Source organism: Marinimicrobium sp. (assembly GCF_002695945.1).
Taxonomy (GTDB): Bacteria; Pseudomonadota; Gammaproteobacteria; order Pseudomonadales; family Cellvibrionaceae; genus Marinimicrobium; species Marinimicrobium koreense.
Genome location: NZ_NZQP01000050.1, coordinates 1 through 25,838 on the forward strand (window position 1 = coordinate 1; position 25,838 = coordinate 25,838).

Consider the following 25,838-nt stretch of genomic DNA (forward strand, 5'->3'; position numbering starts at 1 on the left):
AAAAATTCATCGAATGAGCCGTCGGCTCGCGCGCGCTTCAGACCTTCCTCGACCCGTTCGGCCAGCAGGGTATGCTCTCTGTTGACGTAAAAGTACACCGGCCAGGGGTAGGCCAGAACCAGGCTCGACTCAACAGTCAGGCCGCTGATGTCAAAACTCTCCGCTTCACTCATCACCTCCTGTGCCCCGCGCGGAAAGAAATCAAAACGCCCCGCCCGCAGCATCCGGAACAGGGACTCGTATTTACTGGTGGTGGTGACGGGAATCCCGTGCATCCGCAGTACCTGCACATCGAACCAACGCTCCCCTTGTCCGGCCCGAAATGCGCGCAAGTCTTCCAGGGTTTCCACCTGGTTAAACCGGGGTTGATCATCGGCCCGGATAAACGCAATGCGGTACCCCATCAGACCTTTCAGCAGGGGAAAGGGAATGGCCCGGAAGCGCTCGTCACGCTCGGGCATGACCGTGGCGTCAATGATGTGAATGTTTTCCTGGCGGGACAGTTCCTGATACAGGCGCGCCTGGGGTTTGGCCTGTTCAGACAGAATGACTTCACAGGGACCATGATCCTGGGCGGTTTTATCCAGCGCCAGTTGTAGCAGCTGGGCGAAGTAGTTGTAGTGGTCGTGGCGGACTTCTTCACGTAGCGGGAGTACCAGTTGATCCGTGGTCGTGCCGGGGCTCAGTTGGCAGGCGGCGCTGGCCGGGACACTGAGAAGGAGAAAGGGCAGGCTCGTTATGAGAGCCGCCAGCGCCTGAAAAAACCACCGGCTTTGCGACGTGCCTGGGCAGCCCTGGTCAGAGAGGGAAGCCTCCTGATGTAACGGTGGCAAAGGCTGGCTCACGGTGAATGATGGCTCCACAAGGAAATCGGACTAATCAAGTGTAGGAATACTCGCATTATCACACAAGCGTTTTGGCCAGGGCCGAATCCAGGCATCGGGCCGCTGAAGCAAAGCCGGATCCCGGTGGTGGGGGTGACACAGGTAGAGGGTGGTTCGCTCAAACAGGTTCAGCTCGGTAAACACTTCGCGAATTATGGGGTGGTCATTGAAAAACTGATCGAAGGAGCCATCGTCCATGGCTCGTCGCAAGCCGGTTTCCACCCGGTCCGCCAGCGCGACATTGTCTTTGTGAACGTAAAAATAAACCGGAGAGGGATAGGCCAACAGTAAATCCTGTTCAATGATCAAACCCTCGGTATCAAAATTGGCCTGCTCATCGAGAATTTCCTGAGCGCCGCGGGGGAAAAAATCGAACCGCTCCGCTTGCAGCATACGAAACAGGGATTCGTATTTCGGTGCGGTGACCACAGGGATGTCGTGGGCTTTCAGCAGCGTGGCATCAAACCAGTTTTCCCCCTGTCCGGCCCGAAATGTGCGCAGGTCATCCAGGGATTGGATGTTGGAGAAGGCTTCTTTATCTGATTCCCGGATAAAAAACAGTCGGTAACCCATCAATCCCTTCAGCAGCGGTACCGGTACCTCCCGAAAGCGCTCGCTGCGTTCCGGCGTTGCCGTGGCATCAATGATGTCGGCGCCGGTTTTACGTTCAAGGTCGAGGTAGCGGCGCACTTGCGGTTTGTAGCCTTCCGGAACGGTCACCCGGCAGGGACCGTACTCGGTTTCGGTTTTATCCAGGGCCAGTTGCAGCAAGTCTTCATAGTAACTGCGGTGGTCGTGCCTTGCTTCATGGCGCAGTGGTAACAGGACGCTCGGTACATCCTCGCCATCGCGCAGCGTACAGGCGGCTTCACTGGCCAATGGGGCGAGGGTTGCGGTCAGCCAAAGGGCAGGCAGGGACAACCAGCGGGACGCGCAGGCGCGGCCGGTTGCGCAAAAATCAGGCATGTCTCACTCTCGGTCACGACGTTGTGTTGACGGGGGCTATGGGTGCCCCTTCGTTTTGTCAGCTCTAATCAACAGTAGCCTATCGCCGGGAGAAAAGCCACAAGAAGTGGCGCAATAATCAACCTTTATTTACGCAGGATCAAGACCGCCAAACCGAGGGTCAACAAGGCCCAGCTCTCCGGGGGAATTTGCCCCCAGTCAATGCGCTCGGCCCAGGCGGTGAGGGGGCCGCCTAAATGGGGCCAGGCGGTAATACCGGAGCCGATCAGTGCCAGGGTGGCAATCACGGTACGCCGACGTCCGCGGCGCCGGTTCTGTTGCTGGCGCTGCAGCTCCTGGGTCTGGGCTTCCAGGTGGTGGGATACCTTGCTGAGGCTCTGCAGTTGTTGCAGGCCACCGAAAATCAGTTCCGGTACCTGCGGAAATTTTTCCATCCACTCCGGCGCGTAGCGCTGGAATTGTCCCCACAGTGCTTTGGGGTGGAAGCGATCTTTCAGCCAGCGCTCGAGGAAGGGGTGGGCGGTGACCCAAAGATCCAGGTCCGGATAGAGCTGGCGGCCCAGCCCTTCAATATTGAGCAGGGTTTTCTGCAACAACACCAGTTGCGGCTGGACTTCCATATCGAACCGACGCGCGGTGCGGAACAGACTCATCAACAGGTGCCCGAACGAAATGTCTTTCAGCGGTTTTTCAAAAATGGGCTCGCACACGGTGCGCACCGCGGCTTCGAGTTCCTCGACCCGGGTGCCCTCGGGGACCCAGCCGCTTTGCACGTGCAGCTCGGCGACCTGCCGGTAGTCGCGCCGGAACATGGCGAGCAGGTTGCGCGCCAGGTAGTACTGATCTTCCCGGGTCAGGGAGCCGACAATGGCCATGTCCACGGCAATGTACTTGGGGTATTCCGGGTTTTCAGTGGCGACAAAAATGTTGCCCGGATGCATGTCCGCGTGGAAAAAATTGTGCTCGAATACCTGCTTGAAAAATATCTCCACACCGCGTTCGGCCAGCGCTTTCATGTCCGTGCCCTGGGTGTGAAGTTCATCAATATGGGTCACGGGAATGCCGTGAATGCGCTCCATCACCAGCACGTTATTGCGGGTGTAGTCCCAGTAGATTTCCGGGACATACAGGAGCGCAGAGCCATCGAAATTGCGCCGAAGCTGGGAGGCATTGGCCGCTTCGCGTTGCAGATCCAGCTCATCGAAAATGGTATTGCGGTAGTCGCGTACCACATCCACCGGGTGCAGGCGTTTGCCGTCGATGCTGTAACGCTCCACCAGTCGGGCGATCATCATCAGCAGACGAACGTCCTGCTCGATGATCCGCTCGATACCGGGGCGGACAATTTTAATGACCACACGTTGGCCATTGTGCAGGGTGGCGCCGTGCACCTGGGCCACCGACGCCGAAGCCAGCGGCTCCTGCTCGTAGCTGGCAAACACGGTATCGACGCTTTCCCCCAGGCCCCGCTCAACCAGAGCACGAAATTCGGACTTGTCGAACGGCGGCACCTTGTCCTGCAGTCGATTCAGATCGTCCATCATGTCCGGCGGAACCAGATCAGGACGGGTTGAGAGCAGCTGACCAAACTTGATGAAAATCGGGCCCAAGTCTTCCAGCGCCCGGCGCAGTCGTTCCCCCCGGGTCATCTTGCCGGCAGGTTTGAGTTTGCACGGCAGCAGGAACAGCCGCACATACCAGGGCAACTGACCGGGCGGAATCAACAGATCCAGGCGGTAGCGCCAGATGACGAAACTGATGGTGAGCAGGCGACGGAGTACGACTAACACGCTTAGTCCTTAGTGGTTCGGTGCAAAAGAGTCTGCAAGTGTTGAATTCTCGCTTCGGTGCGCTCCAGCGCCAAGGCCAGCTCGTCCACTTCCCGATAGAAATTGTCCAGCTCGGCGCGACCGGGAACCAGCCCCGCCTCCTGGGTAATGAACTCGCCCAGCAGTCGACGGGCCTGGCTGTCTCGCGCCTTTAGCCAACGGCCTCCCGAGCGCAGCAGTTCCGCGCCCTGATGACCGAGTACATCGCCGAGCACTTCACTCAGGGCTTCTTCCCAGTCAATATCCAGTTGCCCGAGAATACGTTGCAGTGACTGAACCAGATGGGGGCTGCCTTCCAACTGCACACCGGAGCCCGCCAGACTGGTCTGTTCGCCGCGCGCCAGACCGATAAAGTTTTTCAGTGGGCCGGTCAGTCGCGTTTGAATATCGCCTTCCCAGTGACTGCTGAAACTCAGGCCTTCTCCGGGAAGGACGTACACCGTCCACTCGGGTTGCGTAAAGTTCAGCGCCAGCACTTGCCCTTCGAGCTTGCTGAGTGCGAGCCGGCTGGCGGGGTCATAGCGCAGGGCGCGCTGGACAATGGTTTCGGCGGCCGTCAGGGCAGCGGTGGTCAGCGTGGCATCCATATCAGGGCTTGATGCCTTTGTGCAGGGCCACCACGCCACCGGTCATGTTGTGGTACTCGGTGTTCACAAAGCCGGCGGCATCCATCATGCCCTTCAGGGTTTCCTGGTCGGGATGCATGCGGATGGACTCGGCCAGGTAGCGATAGCTGTCGGCATCGTTGGCGACCACTTTGCCCATGAAGGGCAGCAGCTTGAACGAGTAGGTGTCGTAGGCTTTTTCCAGCAGCGGGTTCTGCGGTTTGGAGAACTCCAGCACCAACAGCCGCCCACCGGGTTTGAGCACCCGCAACATGGAGCGCAGTGCCAGGTCCTTGTCGGTGACATTGCGCAGACCAAAGGCGATGGTGATGCAGTCGAAGGTGTTGTCCGGGAAAGGCAGGTACTGGGCGTCGGCCTGGGCGTATTGCAGGTTGCCGGCGATGCCCCGGTCGGTCAGCCGATCGCGACCCACGTTGAGCATGGATTCGTTGATGTCGGCGAGCACCACCAGGCCGTCCGGCCCGACTTTTTTGGCAAAGGCGTAGCTCAGGTCTCCGGTACCGCCGGCAATGTCGAGGATGGTCTGTCCTGGACGGGCCGCCGCCAGTTCGATGGTAAACCGCTTCCACAACCGGTGGACGCCGCCGGACATGAGGTCGTTCATCAGGTCATAACGGGCCGCGACGGAGTGAAACACATTCGCCACTCGGCCGGCTTTTTCCTCAACGGCCACCTGCTCGTAGCCAAAATCGGTGGTTCTCTTCTTACTCATGAGCTCGTCCATCATCGGAATTCACAGGGCCAACATTGTACACGCTAAGCGGGCCCTGCAGTATGTTCGGCGGGAGCATTACGACCGGGCCGGGAAGGGGTAGACCTTCTCAAGACACGCCGTGAACCCATCCCTGGGGGCTCGACGCGCGGAGTCCCTCCGCTTACGGTCTTGAGAAGGTCTACCCCTCCCCGTCCCTCAGTGCCAAGCGGAAAGTTGTTTTTGGTGCTAGTGGCGTAGGGCGGATAAGGGCAAAGCCCGCATCCGCCGTTGCCATCGGGTCGGGACGTTGTATTGGAGCGCCCGTTGTGTGCAGTACCGTCTGTTACGGCGGGTGCGCCTTCGGCTTACCCGCCCTACGGCCGAGCGCAGCGGCATAAACCTCCGTAGGGCGGGTAAGCGAAGCGCACCCGCCGTAACCATCAAGTCAAATATGGCAATCATTGCCGAGCGACTATTGCCGCGGCTGCAACAACAAAACCTCGTCGTCCTGATCCACCTCAAATCGAAACTGGCTCAAAACATTCATGCCAAGCAGCCCATCCACATTATCGGGCGTATTGAAATCCAACACTGCCACGGGCACATCCCTCAGTCGGTGATCACCAATCTGGACACTGTCCACCCGATACACCATCCCCCGGGTGGTGCCGCTGGCGGTATTGAACATCTGCGGCCCTAACTCGGTAAAACGTACCGAAGCGCTGATTCGATCAAAACTGCGCTGAGTTAATGTCGTCAGACTGGCCCCGGTATCAATTACCAAGCGTACCTCTTCCCGGCTATCCAGCCCGAGCGGTAGCAGGTAATGGCTGCCGATGGTGTCCAGCTCAATGCTGCCCACCGGTGGGGGCGGGCGCCGCTCGGCCACCGGGGGCGGTGTGGTGTGGTTGAGCAGGGCCGTGGCGCGGGCGCCCAGGGTGGAGTGGGACGTCAGCGCTTCCAGCAGGCTCCGGCCATAGGTGGTGTCGCCGTGGTGCAGGTGCAGCTCGCCCAGACGCAGGCGCTGCTCGGCACCCCCCAGGTCCAGCTGTTCCAGGGTCTCGTAAAAGCCCAGCAGGCTCTGCCAACGCTGCGCGCCCACCAGTTGATCGTCCACCTGCCGGACAAATTGTTCAAACGCCTGACTCACGCGGCTGCGTTGTCCGGGCTGGGTGGCGCTGTAGGCGAAGGTGAGCTGGAAGGTGCGCGCCGCTTCGGCCCAGTAGTCGGACTGGAGTTGGTGGCGGGCGAGCAGAAGCAACACGTCAATATCATCGTAGTGCACCGACAAAAAGGCGTCGGCCAACGCGGTCAGCGCGTAGTCATCGCCCGCGCGCAGATAGTCCTCCAGATACTCCAGCACCAACTCCCGCAGCCGACCCGCCAGGGCCGAATCCTGCCGCTCCGCCTCCTGGTAGAGCCCCATGGCGGCATTGAACGCCTGCTGGTCCAGAAGTGCGTGCATCTCCTCAGCCCAGTCGGCGGGCTGGGGAGGCGCTTCGTTGGCAGAAACTGGATCGTCCGGAAGTGTCGCCGCCTCAAGCGTATTGAGGGAGGGCGAGGTAACGGATGAGTCTCGCACTGGCGGTGATGAGAGTGGCCTGACGAGGGGCGAACCCGATGCGGACTTGCTCGGTTCTGCAAGGCTGGTCGCCTCGACCGGAACGGGCGCCAGTGCTCCGCGCAGCCACCAACCGCCCGCCAGCCCGGTGGCCAGAAGTAGGCTCGCCAGCAGCAGCGGTCGAAATGGAGGCTGAGTGCTCATAAGGATACCGGGGTCGGGTGAAGGCTAAGGGTAACCAAATTTGTGACCGGCTTCTATTGCTCTTTATTTAATAATGAGTATGATTCGCATTATTGACAAAGAGCGATGGAGGCACAATGGAAACGTGGGCGAATCGACCATCCGAGATCAGGGTGCTGTGGGTAGGGCAAACCTCGACCTTACAGGCGCGGGTACATGCGACCTTGCGCGCGCGGGGCTGGTCGCTGGTGGTCTGCCGGGCCGGTCGTGAGGCGCTGGACTGCGTGCTCAACACCGAGGCCGACCTGCTGTTGCTCGACGTCGATGTCTCGGCGCTCGACCCCTGGGAGCTCCTGGCCGAGTTGCGTCAATGGCAGGCGACGCCCGTCATTGCTCTGGCCGATGAGCCCGCGCTGTGTATCGACGCCTTTCGGCGCGGCGCCGATGACTTTGTCGCCAAGTCGGCGGATCTGTTGGAGCTGCAGTTGCGGGCCGAGGCACTGTTGCGCCGGAAGCGCCCACCGATGCCGGCCGACCCGGGCCGGGAGAGACTGGTGGTGGGGCCTTTGTCCCTCAGTCGCGAGGATGCGTCGGTTCGCTACGACGACCGCCCCCTGCGGGTGACCGCCATCCAGTTCAAACTCCTGTGGTGTCTGGCGGAGCACCACAACACCCTGTTGAAGAAATCCGAGCTGCACCGCTGGGTGCTGAATAAATCCTATTGCCGGGACGACCGCAGCATCGATATGCACCTGAGCCGGGTCCGTCGCAAACTGATCGCGACGGGTATGCCGCCCGATGCGGTGGAGACGGTGCGCGGACAGGGCTACCGGCTGTCGCTATTGTCCAGCCGAGCGTCAGCGGGTCTTGATCGGGCGGTGCAAGGATGAGCCGGGGCGAGGCGGCCCTCGACGCACCGGCCCTGCCCACCTTCCTGCGCTATGTGGGCTCCTCCACTCTGGGCTTGCTGGCCCTGACCAGCGCGGCGGTGGTGGACGGACTGATGGTGGGTAAATGGCTGGGTGCCGATGCGCTGGCGGCGGTCAATCTGCTGATTCCGCTCTGGATTCTACTGTTTGGCAGCGTGCTGATGCTGGCCATTGGCGCCAGCGTGGTGGCCGGTCACTACCTGGGCGCGGGCCGACGAGACGCGGCCAGCCGGGTGTTCTCGGCCTGTGTGTGTCTGGCGCTGGTGCTTGGGGTTGCCGTGACGCTGCTCGGCCTGACGTTTGGCGACTATCTGTTGCACTGGCTGGCCGTGCCGGAGCGGCTGCAGCCGCTGGTGAAACCCTATTTCCAACTGGTGCTGCTCGGCCAGGCGCCCCAGAGTGTGGCAGTGGTGCTTTACTATTTTCTGCGGGTGGCGGGCGAGCCCCAACGGGCCAGTCGTGCCCTGGTGCTCGGCGCGCTGGTGAACATCCTGCTGGATGTGCTTGGGCTGGCGGTCCTGGGCTGGGGCTTGCGCGCCGCCGCTGGCGCCACGGTGGCGGCCCAACTGACCCAGTGCCTGGTGCTGTTACACCTGCTGCACAGTGGTCGTACGCCGTTGCGCCTGCGGCCGGGCTGGCTCTCCTGGCGACGCTTGCGCGCTTTCTGCGGCAACGGCTTTTCCGAGTTTCTGAACGAGGTGTCGGCGGGGGTGGTGCTGTTCGTGTTGCACTGGCTGCTGGCACTGACCGGCGGTGTGGCGGCCGTGTCCGGCTTTGCCCTGATTCACTATGCCCTGTTGCTCAATGTCATGCTCGCCTGCGCGGTGGCCGAAGTGGTGCATGTGCTGGCCAGCCAGAACCTGGGCGCGGGGCAGCCGGTCCGGGCCCGGCGCTTCCGGGACTACGGGCTGGGATTGGCGGCCACCCAGGGGCTGCTGTTGTGGACGTTGGTCTTCCTGGGAGGGCCGGCCTTGAGCAACTGGTTCTTCGAGGGGCCAGCGGCAAATTATGCCGCCCGCTTCTGGCCGGTGATCGCCCCGGTGCTTCTGTTGACCGGGCTCAACCTGGTGTTGTCCGCCTGGTTCACCGGTTGCCGGCAGCCGCGCCGCTCGGCGCTACTCGCGTTGGCGCGTAGCCTGGTCCTTCCTCTGGTGTTTCTGGCGCTGCTCTTCCCCTGGCGCGACCAGGTGTCATTCCTGTGGGCTCTGCCGCTGGCAGAGCTGCTGACCCTGGGGTTGGCGCTGGGAATGTTGACGGACAAAACCACGTTTCGGCGCCTTCTTCCACTGCGGCAATGATTGAGCTGCCAGAAACCGTAACAATTGTAAAACCAAATGACATTGAGAATTGTTCGCATATAATCGGCCGTAACTCCTCCCTCATCGGATTGGCAACGAGGACTCTGTTATGGCCGATTTTGCGCGACACCTGGCCGAGTACGCCAGCTTTCAGGCATTCGTCAATTGTTATCTGCGGGAAGTGGATGGCGGGCGCTGGCTGAGCCCGGATACGCCCCAGACCCGGGCCCTTCTGCCGCAGACGCTGCTGACCGGTAAGTCCCTGCTACAGCTGACCCTGCCGCGGCAGGAGCTTACCCTGTGGCTGCTGGTGAGTTATCGCTCCCGGGTCGGGCGCCAGCGCATCGAGGCTGTCTTCTGCCAGCAGGGCGCACAACGGCGACAGGAGGGGTTCTGGAGCACGCTCCTGCTGCTGGTCAAGGAGTTGTTCCACGAGCGCAACGCCCAGCCCGGCGCCGGGCTCAAGCGTCGGCAACTGGAGCTGACCCACCGGTTGACCGATAGCCTGCAGAACACCTTGCGTTATCTGGAAACCCGTTGGTCGCAGCCCTACCGGGCGCCCTTGAGCTTTTGCCGCGCGGAGCAGAGCCTGGTGCTGGGCCACTGGTTGCACCCCACCCCGAAGAGCCGGCAGGGCATTCTTGACTGGCAGCATCCCCTGATCACGCCGGAGCTGGAGGGCCAGTTTCAGTTGCATTATGTGGCCGTGCACCAGGACTGGGTCGAACAGCAGTCCCTGTTGCCCCAGTCCGCTGAGAGCCTCGTAAGTGAAGCGCTGATGCAGAGCGACCATTCGGTGTCGATCGGCCCGGACGAGGTGTTGATTCCCGTCCACCCGCTGCAGGCCCACTGGTTGCTCGCCCAGCCCCGGGTTCAGGCCTGGCAGGAGGCCGGTCGGCTGCGCTACCTGGGCCCGCTCGGGCACACCTTCACGGCCACCTCCTCGGTGCGCACCGTCTACCACCGGGACGCGCCCTGGATGTACAAGCTCTCCCTGCCCGTGAAAATCACCAACTCCCTTCGGCAGAACAAGGTGCGGGAGCTGCGCGCGGGGGTGCTGATGGCCGGTCTGCTGCACAACCTGCAATTCTCCCGGCGCTTTCCCCGTTTTCAGGTGATTGCTGACCCGGCCTACCTGACGCTGCGCGACCCTGAGGGGGGCGATAGCGGCTTTGAGGCCATCGTGCGGGAAAACCCCTTTGGTGTCGGGCGTGATCAATCGGTGCTGTGTCTGGCGGCGTTGGTGCAGGAACCCTGGCACCCCCGCCAGCGCCGCGCCGTGCTCTCGGAACTGATCGAGCGGCTGGCGCTGGAGGAGGGCCGGGCGCCGGGTGCGGTCGCCCGGGATTGGTTTGATGCCTACTGGCACTGCGCAGTGGAGCCCTGCCTGGTGTTGTTCGACCACCATGGCATCGCCCTGGAAGCCCATCAGCAGAACAGCCTGCTACGGCTGGCCGACGGCTACCCGGAGACCTACTACTACCGGGACAACCAGGGCTTCTATCTGGACGAGCAACAAAAGCCCAAGCTCCTGCAATGGCAGCCGACATTGGATGCCGACAGCGATCTGTTTTACCCCACGGATGCCATTCTGGACCGCTTCGGTTATTACCTGCTGGTCAATCAGGTGTTCGCCGTGGTGAATCGGCTGGGCGCCGATGGCCTGCTGGCGGAGGCCGAGCTGATCGAGCGGGTGCGGGACAAGCTGGAGGCGCTGCGTCTGACACTATCCGGCAATGGTCGGGTCCTGATTGAGCGCTGGTTGACCCAGACTCAGTTGCCGGCGAAAGCCAACCTGTTGACCCGGGTGGAGGATATCGACGAGCTGGAGGCCGATATGGAGTTGGCCGCCTATACCACCATCGACAATCCGCTCTGTGTAGCCGCGCGGATCGAGCGCCCTCTTGAGGAGGCGGTCCATGTCTGAAGCTCTGGCGCTCAGCGTTCCACAACAGGCGTCGTCGGTGGCCGTTGATGCTCTGCCGAGGATTCTACGGCAAACGCTGGAGGCCGCCCTGTTCGAGGGACTGCTCGACTACATTGTCGTTCCAGCCCGGGAGACCGCGTCGACTTGGGATACCCTGTACTTCAGCCTGGGAAACGCGGATTACACCTGCCCGGGGCGGGTGCGCGGCTTTGGGCGCATCCGGTTGCAGCTGGCGGAATTGACCCGGATCCAACCTGTCGCCCGCCGGCCGGAGCTGGAGGAGGTACTGCGTCAATTGTTGGCCTGCCTGCCCGGCGACGCCGAGCGCAAACAGGCGTTGACCCGGGANTTGAATCAGACCCGGATCTGGTGTCAGTGGAATGCGCGNGAGTTGCCACCGCTGGCAGTGCGTCGGGAGCTGCCATTGGTTGCGCTGGAGGGCGCCCTTCGCGAGGGGCATCCCTACCATCCCTGTTTCAAAGCGCGCATCGGCCTGAGTGAAGCCGACTACCAACGCTACAGCCCCGAAGCCGCCGNCCCGGTGCGCCCGCACTGGATTGCCGTTCCCCGCGAGCGGGTTCTCGGCGCCGGCGCGGCTCAGGACCCGGATACTTTCGCTTTTCGTGAGCTGGGACCGGCGCTGTTTCAGGCGCTACGCGCCCGCTGCCGGGCTCGGGGCGTGGATCCGGAACAGCGGGTGTTTGTACCGGTACACCCCTGGCAGTGGCAGCACCGGATAGTGCCGCGCACTCAGGGCTTCCGTCCCCTTTTGGTCGACCTGGGGCAGCCCGGAGATGACTACCGAGTCAGCCAATCCATGCGCACCCTGATGAATGATTCCCGGCCGGAACGGGGTGATCTCAAGCTGCCCCTGGATATCGTGCTCACCTCCTCGCGGCGTCACCTGCTGAGCCATGGTATCGACTCCGGCCCGGTTCTGTCTGACTGGCTGGCCGAAACGGTGGCGGGTGATGTCTTCTTTCAACAGCAACCTCTGGTGATCCTGCGGGAATACGCGGGTTTGCGGGTGGAGGAGACCGGTTTGTTGAGCCCGTCTGAGCCGGGTATCTGTCAGTTGGGTGCGCTCTGGCGCGAAAGCCTGCCGTCCCGGTTGGCCCCCGGCGAGCGGGCCGTGCCGGCCCAGGCCCTGGCGCTGATGGAGTCCGATGGCAAACCCTTTATCGACCCCTGGGTAAACGCCTATGGCCTGGAGCCCTGGCTGACCCGCCTGTTCGACACCCTGATCCTGCCGGTCTGGCACTTGCTGGCCCGTCACGGCATCGCGCTGGAAGCCCACGGCCAGAACCTGTTGCTGGTCCATCGTGACGGCTGGCCNCANTGGCTGGCGGCCCGGGANTTTCACGAGAGNGTGGAGTACGTGGAAAACTTTCTCGCCACCCCGGACGCGGCACCAGCGTTCCGCCGCCANGCACGGTACGCCGATGCCCGGCCCAATGAGTACTACTGGATGGACTCGGTGGAGGCCCTGCGCGAACTGGTGATGGATACCCTGTTCGTTTTCCAGCTCTCGGAGCTCGCCGCCCTGTGCGAGACCCATTACCGATTACCCGAACCCCGTTTCTGGAAATTGGTGCNTGCCTGCCTGGCGCGTTACGCCGGCGGTGGCCACTGCGATCCGGCNCGCCTTCGGGCTCTGGGCTATCGGGCACCCATGGTTCAGGTGGAATCCCTGNTGCGCAAAAAACTCTGCGGCGTGCNGCCCGAATACCACCATCGCGTGTTCAACCCACTATCGGAAANCGCTCGGAAGGAGGCGTGAGCCATGCTGTTTTATCTCAATGATCGNCCCTATGACCGGGNCANTATCNAGGCGCGCTGGCGNCNGTTGACCNGGGCNCTCNCGNCNNTNTCCGGTCGNCGNCTGGCCGTTTGTACCCACGATTCGGTCGANTGGCTGGCCCTGGTGCTCTANGCCCGNCAACANAACCTGTCCATCGCGCCGNTACCNGCGGACACGCCCCGGGCNACNGCNCTGGAGAANGCCCGGGCGCTGCACTGCGACGGCNTGATCTGGCAGAGNGCGGANCAGCTTGTCCCGCTTGAGNGTCACGNNGTCGGNTCNGGANGGCACCCTGATTCAGTTCAGCTCNGGCACCACCGGTGAAGCCAAACCCATTGAGCGCACCTGGTCNGANATCGANACCGAAATCACCCATTACCATCAGGCGCTCGANCTGCCCCCNGAGGTNGTNCCNGTGGTGGCCTGNTCCATCAGNCATTCCTANGGNCTGATCTGCGGCGTGCTCGCGGCCCTGGACCGGGGNGTGGNNCCGCGCATCGTCACCGGCTGGAATCCCAAGTACCTGCTGAANNTGTTGCGCGCGGAATCCCGGCCNCTGCTGTACAGCTCGCCCACCTTTATCCGCACNCTGATGATGCTCTGGCCNCCGGGCGAGNCNCTNNACGGNGTGATGACCTCNGGCAGCGTCATGCCCGAAGCCTGGTTCGANGAGGTGCGCGGCAAAACCGANAANCTCTGGCAGCAGTANGGNTGCTCCGANGCNGGCTGCGTGGCGNTGGCCNGGCANCCGGAGCGGGCGGACATNATGGGCATGCCNCTGGGGCANTGCNCAGTTGCAGGCGGGNNCNGNCCCGGANGNNCCCGANGAGGTNNTGGTCGTTCAGCAGGGGCGACGCATCGCCACCGGCGACGCCGGCTATCTGGANNANCAGGGGCGCCTGCGNTTCTGCGGNCGTNTGGATGACACCATCATCNCCGCCGGTTTCAACGTCTATCCCCANGAGGTGGAAAACNNNCTGATGCGCCACGCNGGNATCCGCGAGGNGGTGGTNTTCAANCANCCCGACCCNCTGGCGGGGGAGCGGGTGGCGGCGGTCTACACCGGGGCCTCGCCCTTGGGTGATGCCGACCTGCGAGCCTTCTGTCGCCAGCANCTGGCGAGCCATCAATGGCCCAGCCGGTTTTACCACCGCGAGCGGATACCNCGTCTGCCCAACGGCAANGTCAGCCGTCGGCAACTGGCCGNGCAGTTTGCCGCCGACGCCGCACAGGGGGTGGCTTGAGATGGCCAGTGAAACCTTTGTTCGTCAACTGCGCGACCTGATGACCCGATACCTGCCTCGAATACCCTGCGAGGATCTCTCGCCGGACAGTCACCTGACGTACCAGCTCGGGCTCGATTCGGTGGAGCTGATGCAACTGCTGGTGCTGCTGGAAAACGAGTGCGGCTATGCACTGCCGGAGGAAGCACTGAGCGCCGGCGATCTGGAACGGGTGAGCGATCTGGAAGTGCTGGTGCGACCGACGGCGGCCAACGACACGGTCGGCGAGCCGGAACTGGATGTCAAAGTGCACTGTGTGGTCAGTTGCCTGTGCCACCCGATCAAGGCGAGGGGGCTTGACCACCGCCCGCTGTATTTTGGCGTCTGGGACGCGGAGGTGTTTGTCGACGATCAGGCGCGACTGCGCTACCACGACGAGGCGGTGGACCACGGGTTTTTCCTGACCTGGTTCGAGCGTCTGTACGGGGCGGAGGTCTCCCCCTGGTATGACCCGGCACTGAGCAAGGCCCACAATATTGCCACCNTGGAAACCCGCCTGGCGCAGCGCAAACCTCGGGAGCATCTGATGGTGATGCTGGACCTGTACCGGCTCCCCGAGCGGGAAAACCGCTTCCAGCTCAACCCTTTTCCGCACTATGTTCTGCTGGAAAACGACGCCGATCCGGACCGGCTCTGGATGTGGGACCCGGACTTTCGCTGGGAGGGCAGCCTGGATCGTCGGAGGGTGTTGCACGCGGTGGAGTCACCCGCCGTGGCCGGTGGTGTCTGCCTGGATACCTGCCATTTGCACGCGCCGGAGCCGGAAGCGGTGGCGGCGTATTTCGAGGTCTGCTTCCAGCCCACCGTCAACACCCTGACCCAGGCGGTGGAACAGGTGGTGCGCCGTCATCTGCCCGAGGCGGGCGAGCAGCCATTGGATCGTTTGGGTTCGGCCCTGGCGGAGCTGCCGGTGCTGGCCATTCGCAAGTACGCCTACGAACACGGCCTGGCCTATTTCTGGCGGGCGCTGGAGCGCCCGGCGGACGAGTTCGAGCACTGGTGCGATGAGATCGAGGCATTGGTCAAAGGCTACGACGCCGTTCTGTATCGGGCCAACAAAGTCGCGCACACCCGGACGAGGGACGATTTCGCCCGGCTTTCGCGCCGGATCGCCGAACAGCATCAGCGGGAATACCGGATCAAGCGCGCCCTGTTTCACGCCTTTAACGACTGGCGCAAACAGTCGTCGATCCGCGGATCGGTGTCCCGGGAGGTAGCGGCCCTATGATGCACCTGTCCCTGTGTACCATCAGTTTTCGCCACCAGTTGGTCTCCCTGCCGGAGCTGGCCACCTTTGCCGCCGGGGCCGGGCTGGACGGCATCGAACTCTGGGCGGCCCACGCCCGGGGTCTGAAGCACCAGCCGGCGCTGAACGGCGATTGGCTCGAGGCCATGGGCTTGGGGGTGAGTATGCTCAGTGACTACCTGCCCTTTGCCGGGCCCTATCCCCAGGGACGGGAAAAGCTGCGCGAGCTGTGCACCCTGGCCCGTCACTGGAACACCCGCAAAATCCGGGTATTCGCCGGGAAAAAAGCCAGTGCCGAATGCACGGCCGCCGATTGGCACGCCCTGGTCTGCCGCCTGCGCGATTATTGCCTGCGGGCGGAAGAGGCGGGCATGACCCTGCTACTGGAAACCCACCCGAATACCGGGGCCGATACCACCGAGGCGACCGGGGAGCTGCTGGCGGCGGTGGATCATCCGGCCCTGAAAGTGAATCTGGACGTACTGCATATCTGGGAGGCCGGGGAAGACCCGGTGCGCGCCTGGCGGACGCTCGCCCCTCAGGTGCAGCACTTGCACCTGAAGAACATCCGTCACCGTCAGTACCTGCCGGAATTCGCCCCTGACAATGTCTATTCTGCGGCGGGCAGCCGAGCCGGAATGGTGCCGCTGTTCGAGGGCGCCTGTGACTTNGCCCATTTTCTGAACAGCCTGCCCGACGGGCGGGTGCACTCGGCCTCCCTGGAGTGGTTCGGGCCCGCCCCCTTCGAGGTGATTGCCCGGGATAGCCAGCAGATTCTGCGCCTGCAGACGGAGCGGTTATGCCATGCCTGAGTGTCGAACCAATCAGCGGGCGTGGCGGCGATTGAGAAACTCCAGCCCAAGTGCCGCACTCAGCCCCGTGAGCGCAAACAGGCCGAACCAGTAGGTGAGCCCCAGCGCGGCTCCCCAGTGAACTACGGCGGGCGCGGTCGAGCCGGCCAGGAGCGGGTAACCGACGCCGCGCAACGCCAATGCCAGGCGCCGGAACCGGGCCGGGTTTCGGGCCAGGACGGGGTTCAGGGTGCGCAAGTGAGAGGGCAGGGACAGGGCCAGCAACAGTTGCGAGACAAACAGTGTGATCACCACGCCAGTCATTTCAGGCCTCCCGAATGGCGGTCGCATGACCGACGCGTATGCTGGCCGAAATCTGGCGATAGCCGCACCCCGCCATCAGGGCAAAGCTCGCCGCCAGAGCGAGGGCGGTCAGGTCAAAACCGGCGAGCACCCAGTCGCCCACGGCCAGGCTGATACCCAGGTGGCGGTCGGTGGTCAATGCGTTGACCACAGGCAACAGACCCCAGCCCAGGGCATTCAGAACCAATAGTTCCCGCCAGATTGCGGTTCTGGGTCGAAGCCAGGCGAAGACACCGCTGACCAGCCACGCCAGAAACAGGCTGTGCATTTCCCAGTCGGCCCGCGTTGCAACGTCGGTGGATATCAGTCGATTACTCCAAAAATAAACGGATATTGCCAGTGGCAAACCGAGAATAACCGCCGCGTAAAAACGCTCCACCCTGGCGTACTCATTGGGGCGGCTGGCGGTGCGTTTTTTCACAAAGTACAGGGCACCGGTGGCGATCATGATAATGCCCAATAGACTGCACAGAATGTACAGCCAGCGCAGTGGCCAGTCGGCAAACAGCCCCTCGTGCAACGCGATCAGCGTTTTTTCCACCGAGGCGGCACCACCGTACTGTTGTTCGCCCCCGTCGAGTCGTTCACCGGTGCTGGCCCGATACAACAGTTTGTGGGGTTTGCCTTCATAGTGTCCCGGTGAGGGTTCTGGCAGATAAANCGATAGCCGGGCATTTTTATCACCCGGGTGGAGCAGGTAAANCTGTTCGATTCGTTGGCCGGTCTCCGCCTGAGCCTGCTCCAGCAAGGGCGCAATGGCCACGCTGTCCGCTTTCTCTCCGGTTTTCGCGTCCGNCTCGGCCTCCGGGTAGGCTTCCTTGTAAAAGGTCCGGGTGCCTTCATCACCGTAGCGGGAGGTGACGATGGGCTCCATAAAAGTGACGGCAAAAAATACCAGGCCACTGTAGACGATCATGATCTGAAACGGCAGGGCCAGAACGCTGCTCAGGTTGTGCAGGTCCAGCCAGGAGCGGGCGCGGCGAAACAACCGCAGGGTGAAAAACTCCCGGAAAATGCGTCGATGAATGATNACTCCAGAAACCAGACCGACCAGCATCAACAGGGTGCACAGTCCGACGATCCAATAGGCCGCGGTGTCCGGCAGATAATGCAGGCGCCAGTGCAATCGATAGAGGGCCATACCGCCCCCGGTGTCTCGGGGTTGTATCCAAAGCGGCTCACCGTTGTGAAAATCCAGATACTCCGCTTCCCGTTCCGTCCGCTCTCCGTTGGGGCCGCGAGGCGGCTGCCACTCCACCCANAAATTGCCGTTGCGCGCGGTNGGCAGAATGATACCCCACCAGACCGATTCGGGATGCGCCTGTTGTTGCAGGCGTTCGGTGCCGAGTTCAATCAACGTCCGGGTGGACAGGGTTAATTCGCCCTGGTTGGTATAGGCCGTGTAATGATGGGTGTCGGCTGAAGGAAAACCGTCGTCGGTCCAGTGCATCGCCAGCGGGCGTTCCGGCTCCATCCAGCGGTCCATTTCGAAATGGAAAAATCCGGTGGTGCCGGTGACGAAAATAAAATACATCAGGGCACTGAAAATAATGCCTGCCCATCGATGTAACCAGGCCATTGAGGCGCGAAACGCGGATTTCATAANGCCGGGTCACNCANCAGGGTCAACCAGAGGGTAGCGAGCCCNCCGCAGAGCAGCGCCGGGANCAGCAGACCGCTCCAGGCGCGCCNGTGGCTGCGNACNCCGAANGCCCAGAGAAAGGCNCCGGTGTACACCAGAAANCTCAGGAGCAGGGCCGTCACCGTCGCCGGGCCNCGCTCCNNCGGNANNAGCAAACCCACCAGCACNGGCAGCGCCACGCTCAGNNCGTAACCGCCGAGCAGNGCCGCCAGGCTNCGGGAGAGNACGTCCAGCANNAAGGGCGTGTGAGCGGTGGATCGGGCCATATCGNTTTNCTCCCTGATCAGAACCGCANAGCCAGNCTCAGNCGAANGTCNCGACCCGGCGCCGGGTANCCGACNATGCCGTCGTAATCGGGAACGTGAGTGAAGTCCTCGATACTGCCGTGGTCCAGGTACTGTTTGTTGAAGGCGTTTTTCACCGTGAGTGTCATGCTCAGGTTTTCGGAGACNCGCGGCTCCCAGTGCAGATAAAAATCGTGCACGCCGTAGCCGGGTTTATCGANNGTCGCATCCGCCGCGACGACATAAATGTCNTCCATGCCCTCGACCANNGTGGCNATCCAGCCAGCGTCCAGTCCGTCGGTGATCTGGTAGGAGGTATCGATCGACAGGGTGTCACCGGTGGAGGTGCCCAGGTAGCCGTAGGAGTAGCGGGTGACCTGCTCGCCATCAATTTCGGCGGTGGTGTCCAGGAAGGTCCACTTGGAGAACAGCCGCTGGCCACTGTAGGTCAGGCCCAGGGTATAACCCTCGGATTCCAGATCGCCCAGGTTTTCATAGTGACGGGACCAGGGCACCGCGTTACCGATGGCATCTTCAATGGTGACATCGTGNACCCCNGCGGAGAANANNAAGCGTCCGAGTTCGTAGTCCGCACCNAACTCCAGGTTTTTGGCGCGCTCGGCTTTCAGGTCCGGGTCATTGGTGGTGCCAAACANTTTGAANCCGTCATTGGTNTCCACNCCGCGCAGGGCTTCGGCGTAGCCNCCGCTGANGGTGAGTCGACGGGTCGCCNCAAAGGAGAAACCCAGGTTGGGGCTGAAACCTTCTTCGNTAAATTCGTTGCCTTCNTTATCCACCGCTTCAAANTCNTCATAGCGGGTNCCNAAACTCAGCAGCAATCTGATCGGTGGCCTGGTAGCGATCCTGCACAAACAGNCCCAGNACNTCACTGGTTTCGGTAAAGGGGTTGGCATCGTCCGCCTCNCCNGCGGTCACNTCATCGTCCCGATANTCCACNCCNTACTCCACGCTGTGACCGGCCAGCTTGCTGGTGTTGCCCAGGGTAAAGCCCTGAGTGTCCACGGTGCTGGTGTAGTTGTCCCAGGGGCGGTAGATGTTGAACTCGGTGGCGTANACATTGGCNTCCACCAACAGCGCCTNATTGCCCGGNGCNTCCCACTGNTATTTCAGNGTGCTGGTTTCGCGCTCNAACTCCAGNTCGCGCAGCGGGTTGTTGGGGCCTTGGCCCCACTCNGGGCGGGTCAGCTTTTCNCCCTCCTCGGTCAGGCGNTCGTGACTCAGGCTCAGCCTGTGGCCCGCNCCCAGATCGCCCACCAGTTTGACGAAGCCGAGGCCCTGATCGGAGTTGGTGCCGGGCAACTCATTGCCCTTGGCGTCTTCCATATTGTCCTGGTCGGCGTCCACATAACTGGCCATGGCGCTGAGGGTATCGTTAAAGCGGCCATAGACCGTGGCGCTGTTTTTGGTGCCTTCGGTATTGGAGAAGTAGCCGGTTTTCAGCAGGGCGCCGAAATTGTCGGAACCGAGCAGATCCTCGGGGTCCTTGGTCTCAAACCGGATGGCGCCCCCCAGGGCGCCGGGGCCATTGGTGGCATCGCCGGCGCCCACCTGTACCCGCACCTGCTTGAGCAGTTCGGGCTCGACGGAAATCCGGCCGGTGTGGTGATAGGTCACCCCGGACTGGGTGGCGCCGTCCACCATGATGTTCAGGGTGTCTTCGCCGAGGTTGCGCACATAAATCTTCTGGGCGGCGCCCACGGAGCCACCCACCAGCACAGAGGACACGCCGGAGAAAATATCGTCCAGGTCATTGGCCTGTTTGCGCTCGATATCGTCACTGTTCATCAGGCTGTCCAGCGGCTGGCCAACGACCACCAGTTCTTCGCTGATCAGGGTGCGGTTGTGCTGCTGTGGGTCGGCGTCGGGCGTGACGTTTTGTGCGACGGCACCCAGCGGCGCCAGGGCAATGGCCAGGGCGAGTGGACTCAGACGGGAGGCATTGGGTGCGATCATGAGGGAGCTTCCTTTTCAATAAATCTAAAAAAGAAGCATTATCATTAACGTGTGTGGCGCTGTAAACGATTGTTACAGTTGTTACGTTTTCTTGATCTGTTTGTTGTCCGGACGTAGAACTCTTGATGAAAACGGGCGTCTGGGATTATGACGCGACTGTCGGGTAAACTGACTGCAGCCTCTCCAACCTACAAATCATCAGGGACTCTTATGGACAAGCCTTTCTTGCCCGCTGGCGTGACACTCTTCAATTCGGTCACACGGATACGCTGGATCTTGATCAGTGCCGCGCTGTCGGTGCTGCTGGGCTGCAGCCCGGGCGAAGATCCGCCCGCGTCATCTTCCTCCTCCTCGTCTGAAAGCGCTTCCTCGGCGGCCCCGGATTCTGGCGAACAGGGTAGTTTTGAGCTGACGGTGGGCGGTTTGGCGCCATCGGAAAGGGCCGACGAGCTATCCCTGTCCGGTGAGCTCTATGTGCCGGACGGTGCGGATCGGAACGCTGTGGAATCGGTTCTGACGGCGGAGCTTGAAGGAGAATCGGTGCCGGTACAGTGGCAGGAGACCGCCAAGCCGGTGCGCTTCGGTTTCCATTTGGACGCCTTGCCTCAGACCGATCGGGAACAGACGCTGGTGCTCGCCTGGGACGGCTCGAGTATCGGGTCGTCACAGAAAGGCCAGCGAACCCTGACGATTCCCGCCCGTGACACCTTCGTGGTTACCGGCGCGCAAGTGGTGCACGGTGGGCAAACCTATGTGGAGGTGAGCTTTTCCCAGCCGCTGGATCGTGAGCAGAACCTGAGCGGGTTGGTGCAGCTTGGTGGCAAGGAGGTCCGCGCTCGAGTGGACGGCAGCCGCCTGCGGCTCTACCCGAGTAAGCAGACCGACGAAAGCGTTATGCTGACCGTCACTGACCTGGTGCGCAGTGCGCGAGGCCAGCGTTTGTCCGAAGGCTTCGAGCAGTCGTTGCGCCTGAACCTGGTCACCCCCGGCGTACGCTTCCTGGGCAGCAGCAGTATTCTGCCGCCCGCGCGCCAATTGTCTGTTCCGTTTGAAGCGGCGAATATCGACTCGGTGCAGGTCACCGCCTTCAAAGTGTTCGAAGGCAACATGGGGCAGTATCTGCAGAATCATGGACTCTCCGATGCAGGGCCGGACGGTGCCACCGGTCGCTACTTGTGGCGCAAAACCTATCGCCTGCCCGAGCCCGCCAGCGACGGTTGGCAACGCTACAACCTGGATCTGACTGAGCTGATGGCAGAGCATCCGGAGGGCATGATTCAACTGTCCTTGAGTGTGGACCGCAGCAACTCCCTCTACCCCTGTGATGTGCCTCGTCCCGAGCAGGCAGAAGATCCGGAACCGGAAAGTCACGAGGGCGACTGGTCCTACCAGAATGATTCCAAGCCAGCCTGGTATCGGCAGTACTACGAATCTCGCGGTTACTGGGTGTACAGCGAACGCAACAATCCCTGTCACAAAAGTTACTACCGCTATAGCGATCAGGTGCAGGCCCAACGTGCCTTTCAGGTATCCAGCATGGGCCTGATGGCCAAGCTGGGTGGTGATGATCAGTTGGAAGTGATTGCCACCGGCCTGCTCGATGCCGAGCCTTTGCCGGATGCGCAGGTTCGCGTTTACAACTTCCAGCAGCAACCCATTGGGGAAGGTCGCACCGATGAATATGGTATGGCCTCGATCCGCACTGACGGGCAGCCGTTCTATCTGGTGGCCGAGCGCGAGGGAAAAACCGGCTATCTGCGCTTGGCGCGCAACGAAGCACTGCCCACCAATCAGTTTGATGTGGATGGCGAGCCGGTGCGCGATGGCTTGAAAGGCTTTATTTATGGCGAGCGGGACGTCTGGCGGCCGGGGGATGACATCCATCTGACCTTTATTCTCGAAGATCGCGACGACCGCTGGCCCGAGGATCATCCGGTGACCCTGGATCTGTTTGATCCTCAAGGAAAGAAAGTCACCAGCGAAATCGCCCGCAACCCGGTGGACGGCTTCTACCGCTTTACGCTGAGTACCGAGGAGTCCGCGCCCACGGGTAATTGGCGGGCGGTGGTGCATCTGGGCAACCGCTATTTCGACAAAGTGCTCAAGATCGAAACCATCATGCCCAATCGGCTGAAAATGGATTTGAGCTTTGCCGAGACCCCGTTGCGTCTGGATGCCATGCCGGCCGAGGCCGAGCTGTCCGCCCAGTGGCTGCACGGTGCCAGCGCCGCCGGGCTGAAAGCGGATACCGAAGTCCGGTTGATTCCCAAAACCACCCGCTTCGACGGCTACAGCCAGTTCACCTTTGACGACCCGGCCCGGGAGTTTTCCGGGGCCACTCAGAGGGTGTTTGAAGGAGAGCTGGATGAAAGTGGTGAAGCGCGCTTCCCCGTGAACCTTCCGGTGGCCTCGCCACCGCCGGGTCAGTTATCCGCCGTATTCATCAACCGCGTGTTCGAACCGGGCGGGGCGTTCAGCACGGCGCTGCGCCGGTTCGATTATCTGCCATTCGAACAGTGGGTGGGCATTCACGTACCCGACGGCAGCGGTTACAACGGAGCCATCGCCCGCAATCAGGATCATGAAGTCAGTTTTCAGAGTCTCTCCAGCGAAGGCAAACCACTGGCTGACCGCGACCTGAAACTCACCCTCTATAAAGTGGATTGGCGCTGGTGGTGGGATCGCGGCAGTGACGACCTGGCCAGCTTTGTGGCCAGTGAGAATCGCGCGCCCTTAAGTGAAGACTCGCTCACCACCGACGCCAACGGCCTGGCCCGTTGGACCCTGAAGAAGGACCACTACGATTGGGGCCGCTACCTGCTGCGGGTGTGCGACGAAAACAGCGGTCACTGCGCCGGGGAGCCGTTGTATCTGGGTTGGAGCCGCAGCAACGCAGTGAACCCCGCCAGCGCCACCCAACTGATGCTCTCCACCGATCAGGATGAATACCAGGTGGGCGAGATTGCACGGGTCCGTTTGCCGGAGGTTGAGCGTGGCCGTGTGCTGCTCAGCCTGGAAAACGGTCGGCGGGTACTGGAACGGCGCTGGCTGGACCTGGAGCCGGGGCAGACCGATATCGAGATTCCGGTCACCGCCGAAATGGCGCCCAATGTCTATGTACACTTGAGCCTGTTGCTGCCCCACCAGGAGCGGGCCAGTGATGCCCCCATGCGTCTGTATGGTCTGGTGCCCCTGGCGGTGGAAGATCCCGACACCCGGTTGGAACCCGAGATTGAAGCCCCGGAACAGGTGCGCCCGGAGTCCACCTTTGCGGTTGAGGTCAGCGAGACCAACGACCGGGCCATGACCTACACCCTGGCCCTCGTGGATGAGGGCCTACTGGGCATCACCGGCTTCAAGGCGCCCGATCCTCACGATCATTTCTATCGTCGCGAAGCCCTGGGTGTCTATACCTGGGACCTGTTCGACCAGGTGGTGGGTGCCTACGGTGCTTCCCTGCAGAGAGTGCTGGCCATCGGTGGTAGCGATGCCGACGATGAGGTCGATGCCAACCCCCGGGAGCGCCGTTTTCCGCCAGTGGTGCAGTTCCTTGGCCCCTTTACTCTGGCCGCGGGCGAGACTCAAACCCACGAGATCACGCTGCCACCCTATCTGGGCGAAGTACGCGCCATGGTAGTGGCGGGCCAGCAGGGCGCCTATGGCAAGGCCGAACAGAGCGTCACCGTCACCCAGCCGCTCAGTCTGTTGGCGACACTGCCCCGGGTGGTCGGGCCGGGGGAGACCATCTCCCTGCCGGTGCAAGTGTTTACGAACGACGAAGCCATTGATCAGGTGACCATCGAGGCCAGCGCCAGTGACCTGTTCACTATCGCGCAGAGCACGGCGGAGCTCAGCCTGGACGGGCAACAGGACGCCATCACCGAGCTGACCCTCAAGGTCAACGATCAGGTCGGGCAAGGGCAGGTGACGGTGACCGCTCGCAGCGGTGAAGAGGCAGCCAGCCAGACCATTCATATTGAATCCCGTGCGGCCAACCCGCCGTCGGTACGTCGGGAGCAGGTTGTCCTGGCGCCGGGCGAGCAGTGGCGTTCCTCTCTGGAAGCCCACGGCATGGCGGGCACCAATGAGGCCAGCATCGAGATCAGCCGGTTGCCGCCGATCAATCTCGAGCAGCGCCTGGGTTACCTGCTCAACTACCCCCACGGCTGTCTGGAGCAGGTGACCTCGGCGGCTTTCCCACAGCTCTACCTGGATCGATTGGTATCCCTGTCCGATGACCAGGAACGCGAGCGGGAGAGCAACTTGCAGGCCGCCATCGAGCGGCTGGCCCGCTTCCAGCTGGCCAACGGTGCTTTCAGTTACTGGCCCGGTGCGACCTACGCCAATGACTGGGCTTCGCTCTACGCGGGGCACTTCCTGGTGGAAGCCCAGCGGCGCGGCTATGGCGTCGAGGCTGACGGCTTGCAGCGCTGGCTGGACCACGAGCGCCAGCAGGCCCGTCGCTTCAATCAGGGCGAAGACTACCGGACCCAGGTGCAGGCCTATCGCCTTTACGTGCTGGCCCTGGCGGGCTCGGCGGAAACCCCGGCCATGAACCGGTTGCGAGAGCGATTGACCCAACTGAACAGCGATCAGCAGGTGACCGCACGGCGTCTGCTGGCGAGTGCTTACTATCAGCTCGGGCTCAAGGATGCCGGGCGGGAACTGATGCCCGAGGTCGAGCGCGTGCCGGACTATGACGAGCCCGGCTATACCTATGGCTCCAGCCTGCGCGACCGGGCCATCGGCCTGAAGTTGCTGGTCCAGGCCGGTGAGCAGGAAGCGGCCTGGCAACAGGCGGAACAGATCGCCGAGCGGCTCTCTGAGTCCGATTGGTACAGCACTCAATCGGTGGCCTGGGCCCTCACCGCCCTGGCAAACTTCGCCGGCGACGTGGACGCCGAGGAACCCCTGCGCTTCGCGCTGGATACCGAGGGCGACTGGCAGTCTTTGGAAAGTCAGAGCCACTGGTATCGGCAGTCATTGATGAATACCCAGGCCGGGGTGCGCAACGACAGTGATCAGAACCTGCGGGTGCTGCTCAGCAATCGAGGCACCCCCGCCGCCACGGATGAGCAGCCGGAAGCGGAGGGACTGAATCTGGACGTGCGCTTCGCCATGCTGGAAGGCGAAACCCTGGAGGTCACTGAACTGCCTCAGGGCACCGACTTTATGGCGGAAGTGAGTGTCTCAGCCGACTTCGGTGAACTGGGCCGCGCGCGGTTGGAGGATATTGCCCTGAGCCTGGTAATGCCCAGCGGCTGGCAGATCCGCAATGAGCGGCTGGAAGGCGGCGATGCGCCCGAGGGGTTTGACTATCTGGATATTCGTGACGACCGGGTGTTGGGCTACTTCAGCCTCTGGCGGGACTACCGGTGGCGCTGGCGCTATCAGGACGATCGCCAGGAGCGGGTCACCCTGAAGATCCTGCTCAACGCCTCCTACGCGGGGGACTTCTACCTGCCGGGGTGGCGCACCGAAGCCATGTATAACGAACGGATTCGGGCGGGTACCGCCGGGCAGTGGGTCCGCGTGATCAAGTCGGACTGAGGCGGCG

At 62.3% G+C, this 25,838-nt stretch carries 18 protein-coding genes and 1 pseudogene; 9 read left to right on the forward strand and 10 right to left on the reverse strand.

The features are described from left to right. The 6 genes from CMG77_RS11250 to CMG77_RS11275 all read right to left on the reverse strand — a co-directional run. Positions 1-845 (reverse strand): transporter substrate-binding domain-containing protein (locus CMG77_RS11250; protein ID WP_286904503.1); only part of this gene is annotated, 845 nt, incomplete at its 3' end. A 30-nt stretch (positions 846-875) separates the two neighbouring features. Beyond that, positions 876-1,850 (reverse strand): substrate-binding periplasmic protein, encoded by a 975-nt coding sequence (locus CMG77_RS11255; RefSeq protein WP_286807163.1) that lies wholly within the window; start codon positions 1,848-1,850, stop codon positions 876-878. A gap of 125 nt (positions 1,851-1,975) precedes the next feature. Further along, entirely contained in the window at positions 1,976-3,640 is a 1,665-nt protein-coding gene (gene ubiB, locus CMG77_RS11260; protein ID WP_286807164.1) for a ubiquinone biosynthesis regulatory protein kinase UbiB, read from the reverse strand. A gap of 2 nt (positions 3,641-3,642) precedes the next feature. Continuing rightward, complete coding sequence (locus CMG77_RS11265; RefSeq protein ID WP_286807165.1) at positions 3,643-4,266, reverse strand: ubiquinone biosynthesis accessory factor UbiJ; 624 nt, start codon at positions 4,264-4,266, stop codon at positions 3,643-3,645. 1 nt (position 4,267) lies between these two features. Next, positions 4,268-5,017: a bifunctional demethylmenaquinone methyltransferase/2-methoxy-6-polyprenyl-1,4-benzoquinol methylase UbiE gene (gene ubiE / locus CMG77_RS11270; protein WP_286807166.1), complete on the reverse strand. Its 750-nt coding sequence runs from the start codon at positions 5,015-5,017 to the stop codon at positions 4,268-4,270. A 454-nt stretch (positions 5,018-5,471) separates the two neighbouring features. After that, positions 5,472-6,464, reverse strand: coding sequence for a retropepsin-like aspartic protease (locus tag CMG77_RS11275; protein ID WP_286876394.1), 993 nt, complete (start codon positions 6,462-6,464; stop codon positions 5,472-5,474). 416 nt (positions 6,465-6,880) lie between these two features. Here CMG77_RS11275 and CMG77_RS11280 point away from each other — a divergent pair, with 416 nt between their 5' ends. From CMG77_RS11280 to CMG77_RS11305, 8 genes and pseudogenes are all read left to right on the forward strand, one after another. Then, positions 6,881-7,633 (forward strand): response regulator transcription factor, encoded by a 753-nt coding sequence (locus CMG77_RS11280; protein WP_286807168.1) that lies wholly within the window; start codon positions 6,881-6,883, stop codon positions 7,631-7,633. After that, positions 7,630-8,970, forward strand: a complete 1,341-nt coding sequence (locus tag CMG77_RS11285) for an MATE family efflux transporter (RefSeq protein WP_286807169.1) — start codon at positions 7,630-7,632, stop codon at positions 8,968-8,970. Before CMG77_RS11280 ends, CMG77_RS11285 begins: the two co-directional genes overlap by 4 nt. A gap of 109 nt (positions 8,971-9,079) precedes the next feature. Next, a complete protein-coding gene (locus tag CMG77_RS11290) occupies positions 9,080-10,897 on the forward strand; it encodes an IucA/IucC family protein (RefSeq protein ID WP_286807170.1) in 1,818 nt (605 codons plus the stop codon). Then, positions 10,890-12,677: an IucA/IucC family protein gene (locus tag CMG77_RS11295; protein ID WP_286904507.1), complete on the forward strand. Its 1,788-nt coding sequence runs from the start codon at positions 10,890-10,892 to the stop codon at positions 12,675-12,677. The genes CMG77_RS11290 and CMG77_RS11295 overlap by 8 nt, the downstream gene beginning before the upstream one ends. Before the next feature lie 280 nt (positions 12,678-12,957). After that, positions 12,958-13,623: pseudogene (locus CMG77_RS15925) on the forward strand (AMP-binding protein). 40 nt (positions 13,624-13,663) lie between these two features. Continuing rightward, complete coding sequence (locus CMG77_RS15930) at positions 13,664-13,942, forward strand: AMP-binding enzyme (RefSeq protein WP_353743482.1); 279 nt, start codon at positions 13,664-13,666, stop codon at positions 13,940-13,942. 1 nt (position 13,943) lies between these two features. After that, the gene (locus CMG77_RS11300) at positions 13,944-15,209 is read left to right on the forward strand and encodes a DUF6005 family protein (protein ID WP_286904509.1); all 1,266 of its coding nucleotides are present in this window, start codon (positions 13,944-13,946) and stop codon (positions 15,207-15,209) included. Beyond that, entirely contained in the window at positions 15,209-16,039 is an 831-nt protein-coding gene (locus CMG77_RS11305) for a sugar phosphate isomerase/epimerase family protein (protein ID WP_502691874.1), read from the forward strand. The genes CMG77_RS11300 and CMG77_RS11305 overlap by 1 nt, the downstream gene beginning before the upstream one ends. 12 nt (positions 16,040-16,051) lie before the next feature. Here CMG77_RS11305 and CMG77_RS11310 read toward each other — a convergent pair whose 3' ends face one another. The 4 genes from CMG77_RS11310 to CMG77_RS11325 form a co-directional block, all read right to left on the reverse strand. Continuing rightward, positions 16,052-16,342 (reverse strand): DUF3325 family protein, encoded by a 291-nt coding sequence (locus CMG77_RS11310; RefSeq protein WP_170162944.1) that lies wholly within the window; start codon positions 16,340-16,342, stop codon positions 16,052-16,054. 1 nt (position 16,343) lies between these two features. After that, positions 16,344-17,984, reverse strand: a complete 1,641-nt coding sequence (locus CMG77_RS11315; RefSeq protein ID WP_286904513.1) for a PepSY-associated TM helix domain-containing protein — start codon at positions 17,982-17,984, stop codon at positions 16,344-16,346. A gap of 322 nt (positions 17,985-18,306) precedes the next feature. Then, positions 18,307-19,221: a TonB-dependent receptor domain-containing protein gene (locus tag CMG77_RS11320; RefSeq protein WP_286904514.1), complete on the reverse strand. Its 915-nt coding sequence runs from the start codon at positions 19,219-19,221 to the stop codon at positions 18,307-18,309. Further along, positions 19,118-20,281 (reverse strand): TonB-dependent receptor plug domain-containing protein, encoded by a 1,164-nt coding sequence (locus CMG77_RS11325; protein ID WP_286904516.1) that lies wholly within the window; start codon positions 20,279-20,281, stop codon positions 19,118-19,120. Before CMG77_RS11325 ends, CMG77_RS11320 begins: the two co-directional genes overlap by 104 nt. A gap of 210 nt (positions 20,282-20,491) precedes the next feature. Here CMG77_RS11325 and CMG77_RS11330 point away from each other — a divergent pair, with 210 nt between their 5' ends. Then, positions 20,492-25,831, forward strand: coding sequence for an MG2 domain-containing protein (locus CMG77_RS11330; protein WP_286805044.1), 5,340 nt, complete (start codon positions 20,492-20,494; stop codon positions 25,829-25,831). Positions 25,832-25,838 lie beyond the last annotated feature (7 nt).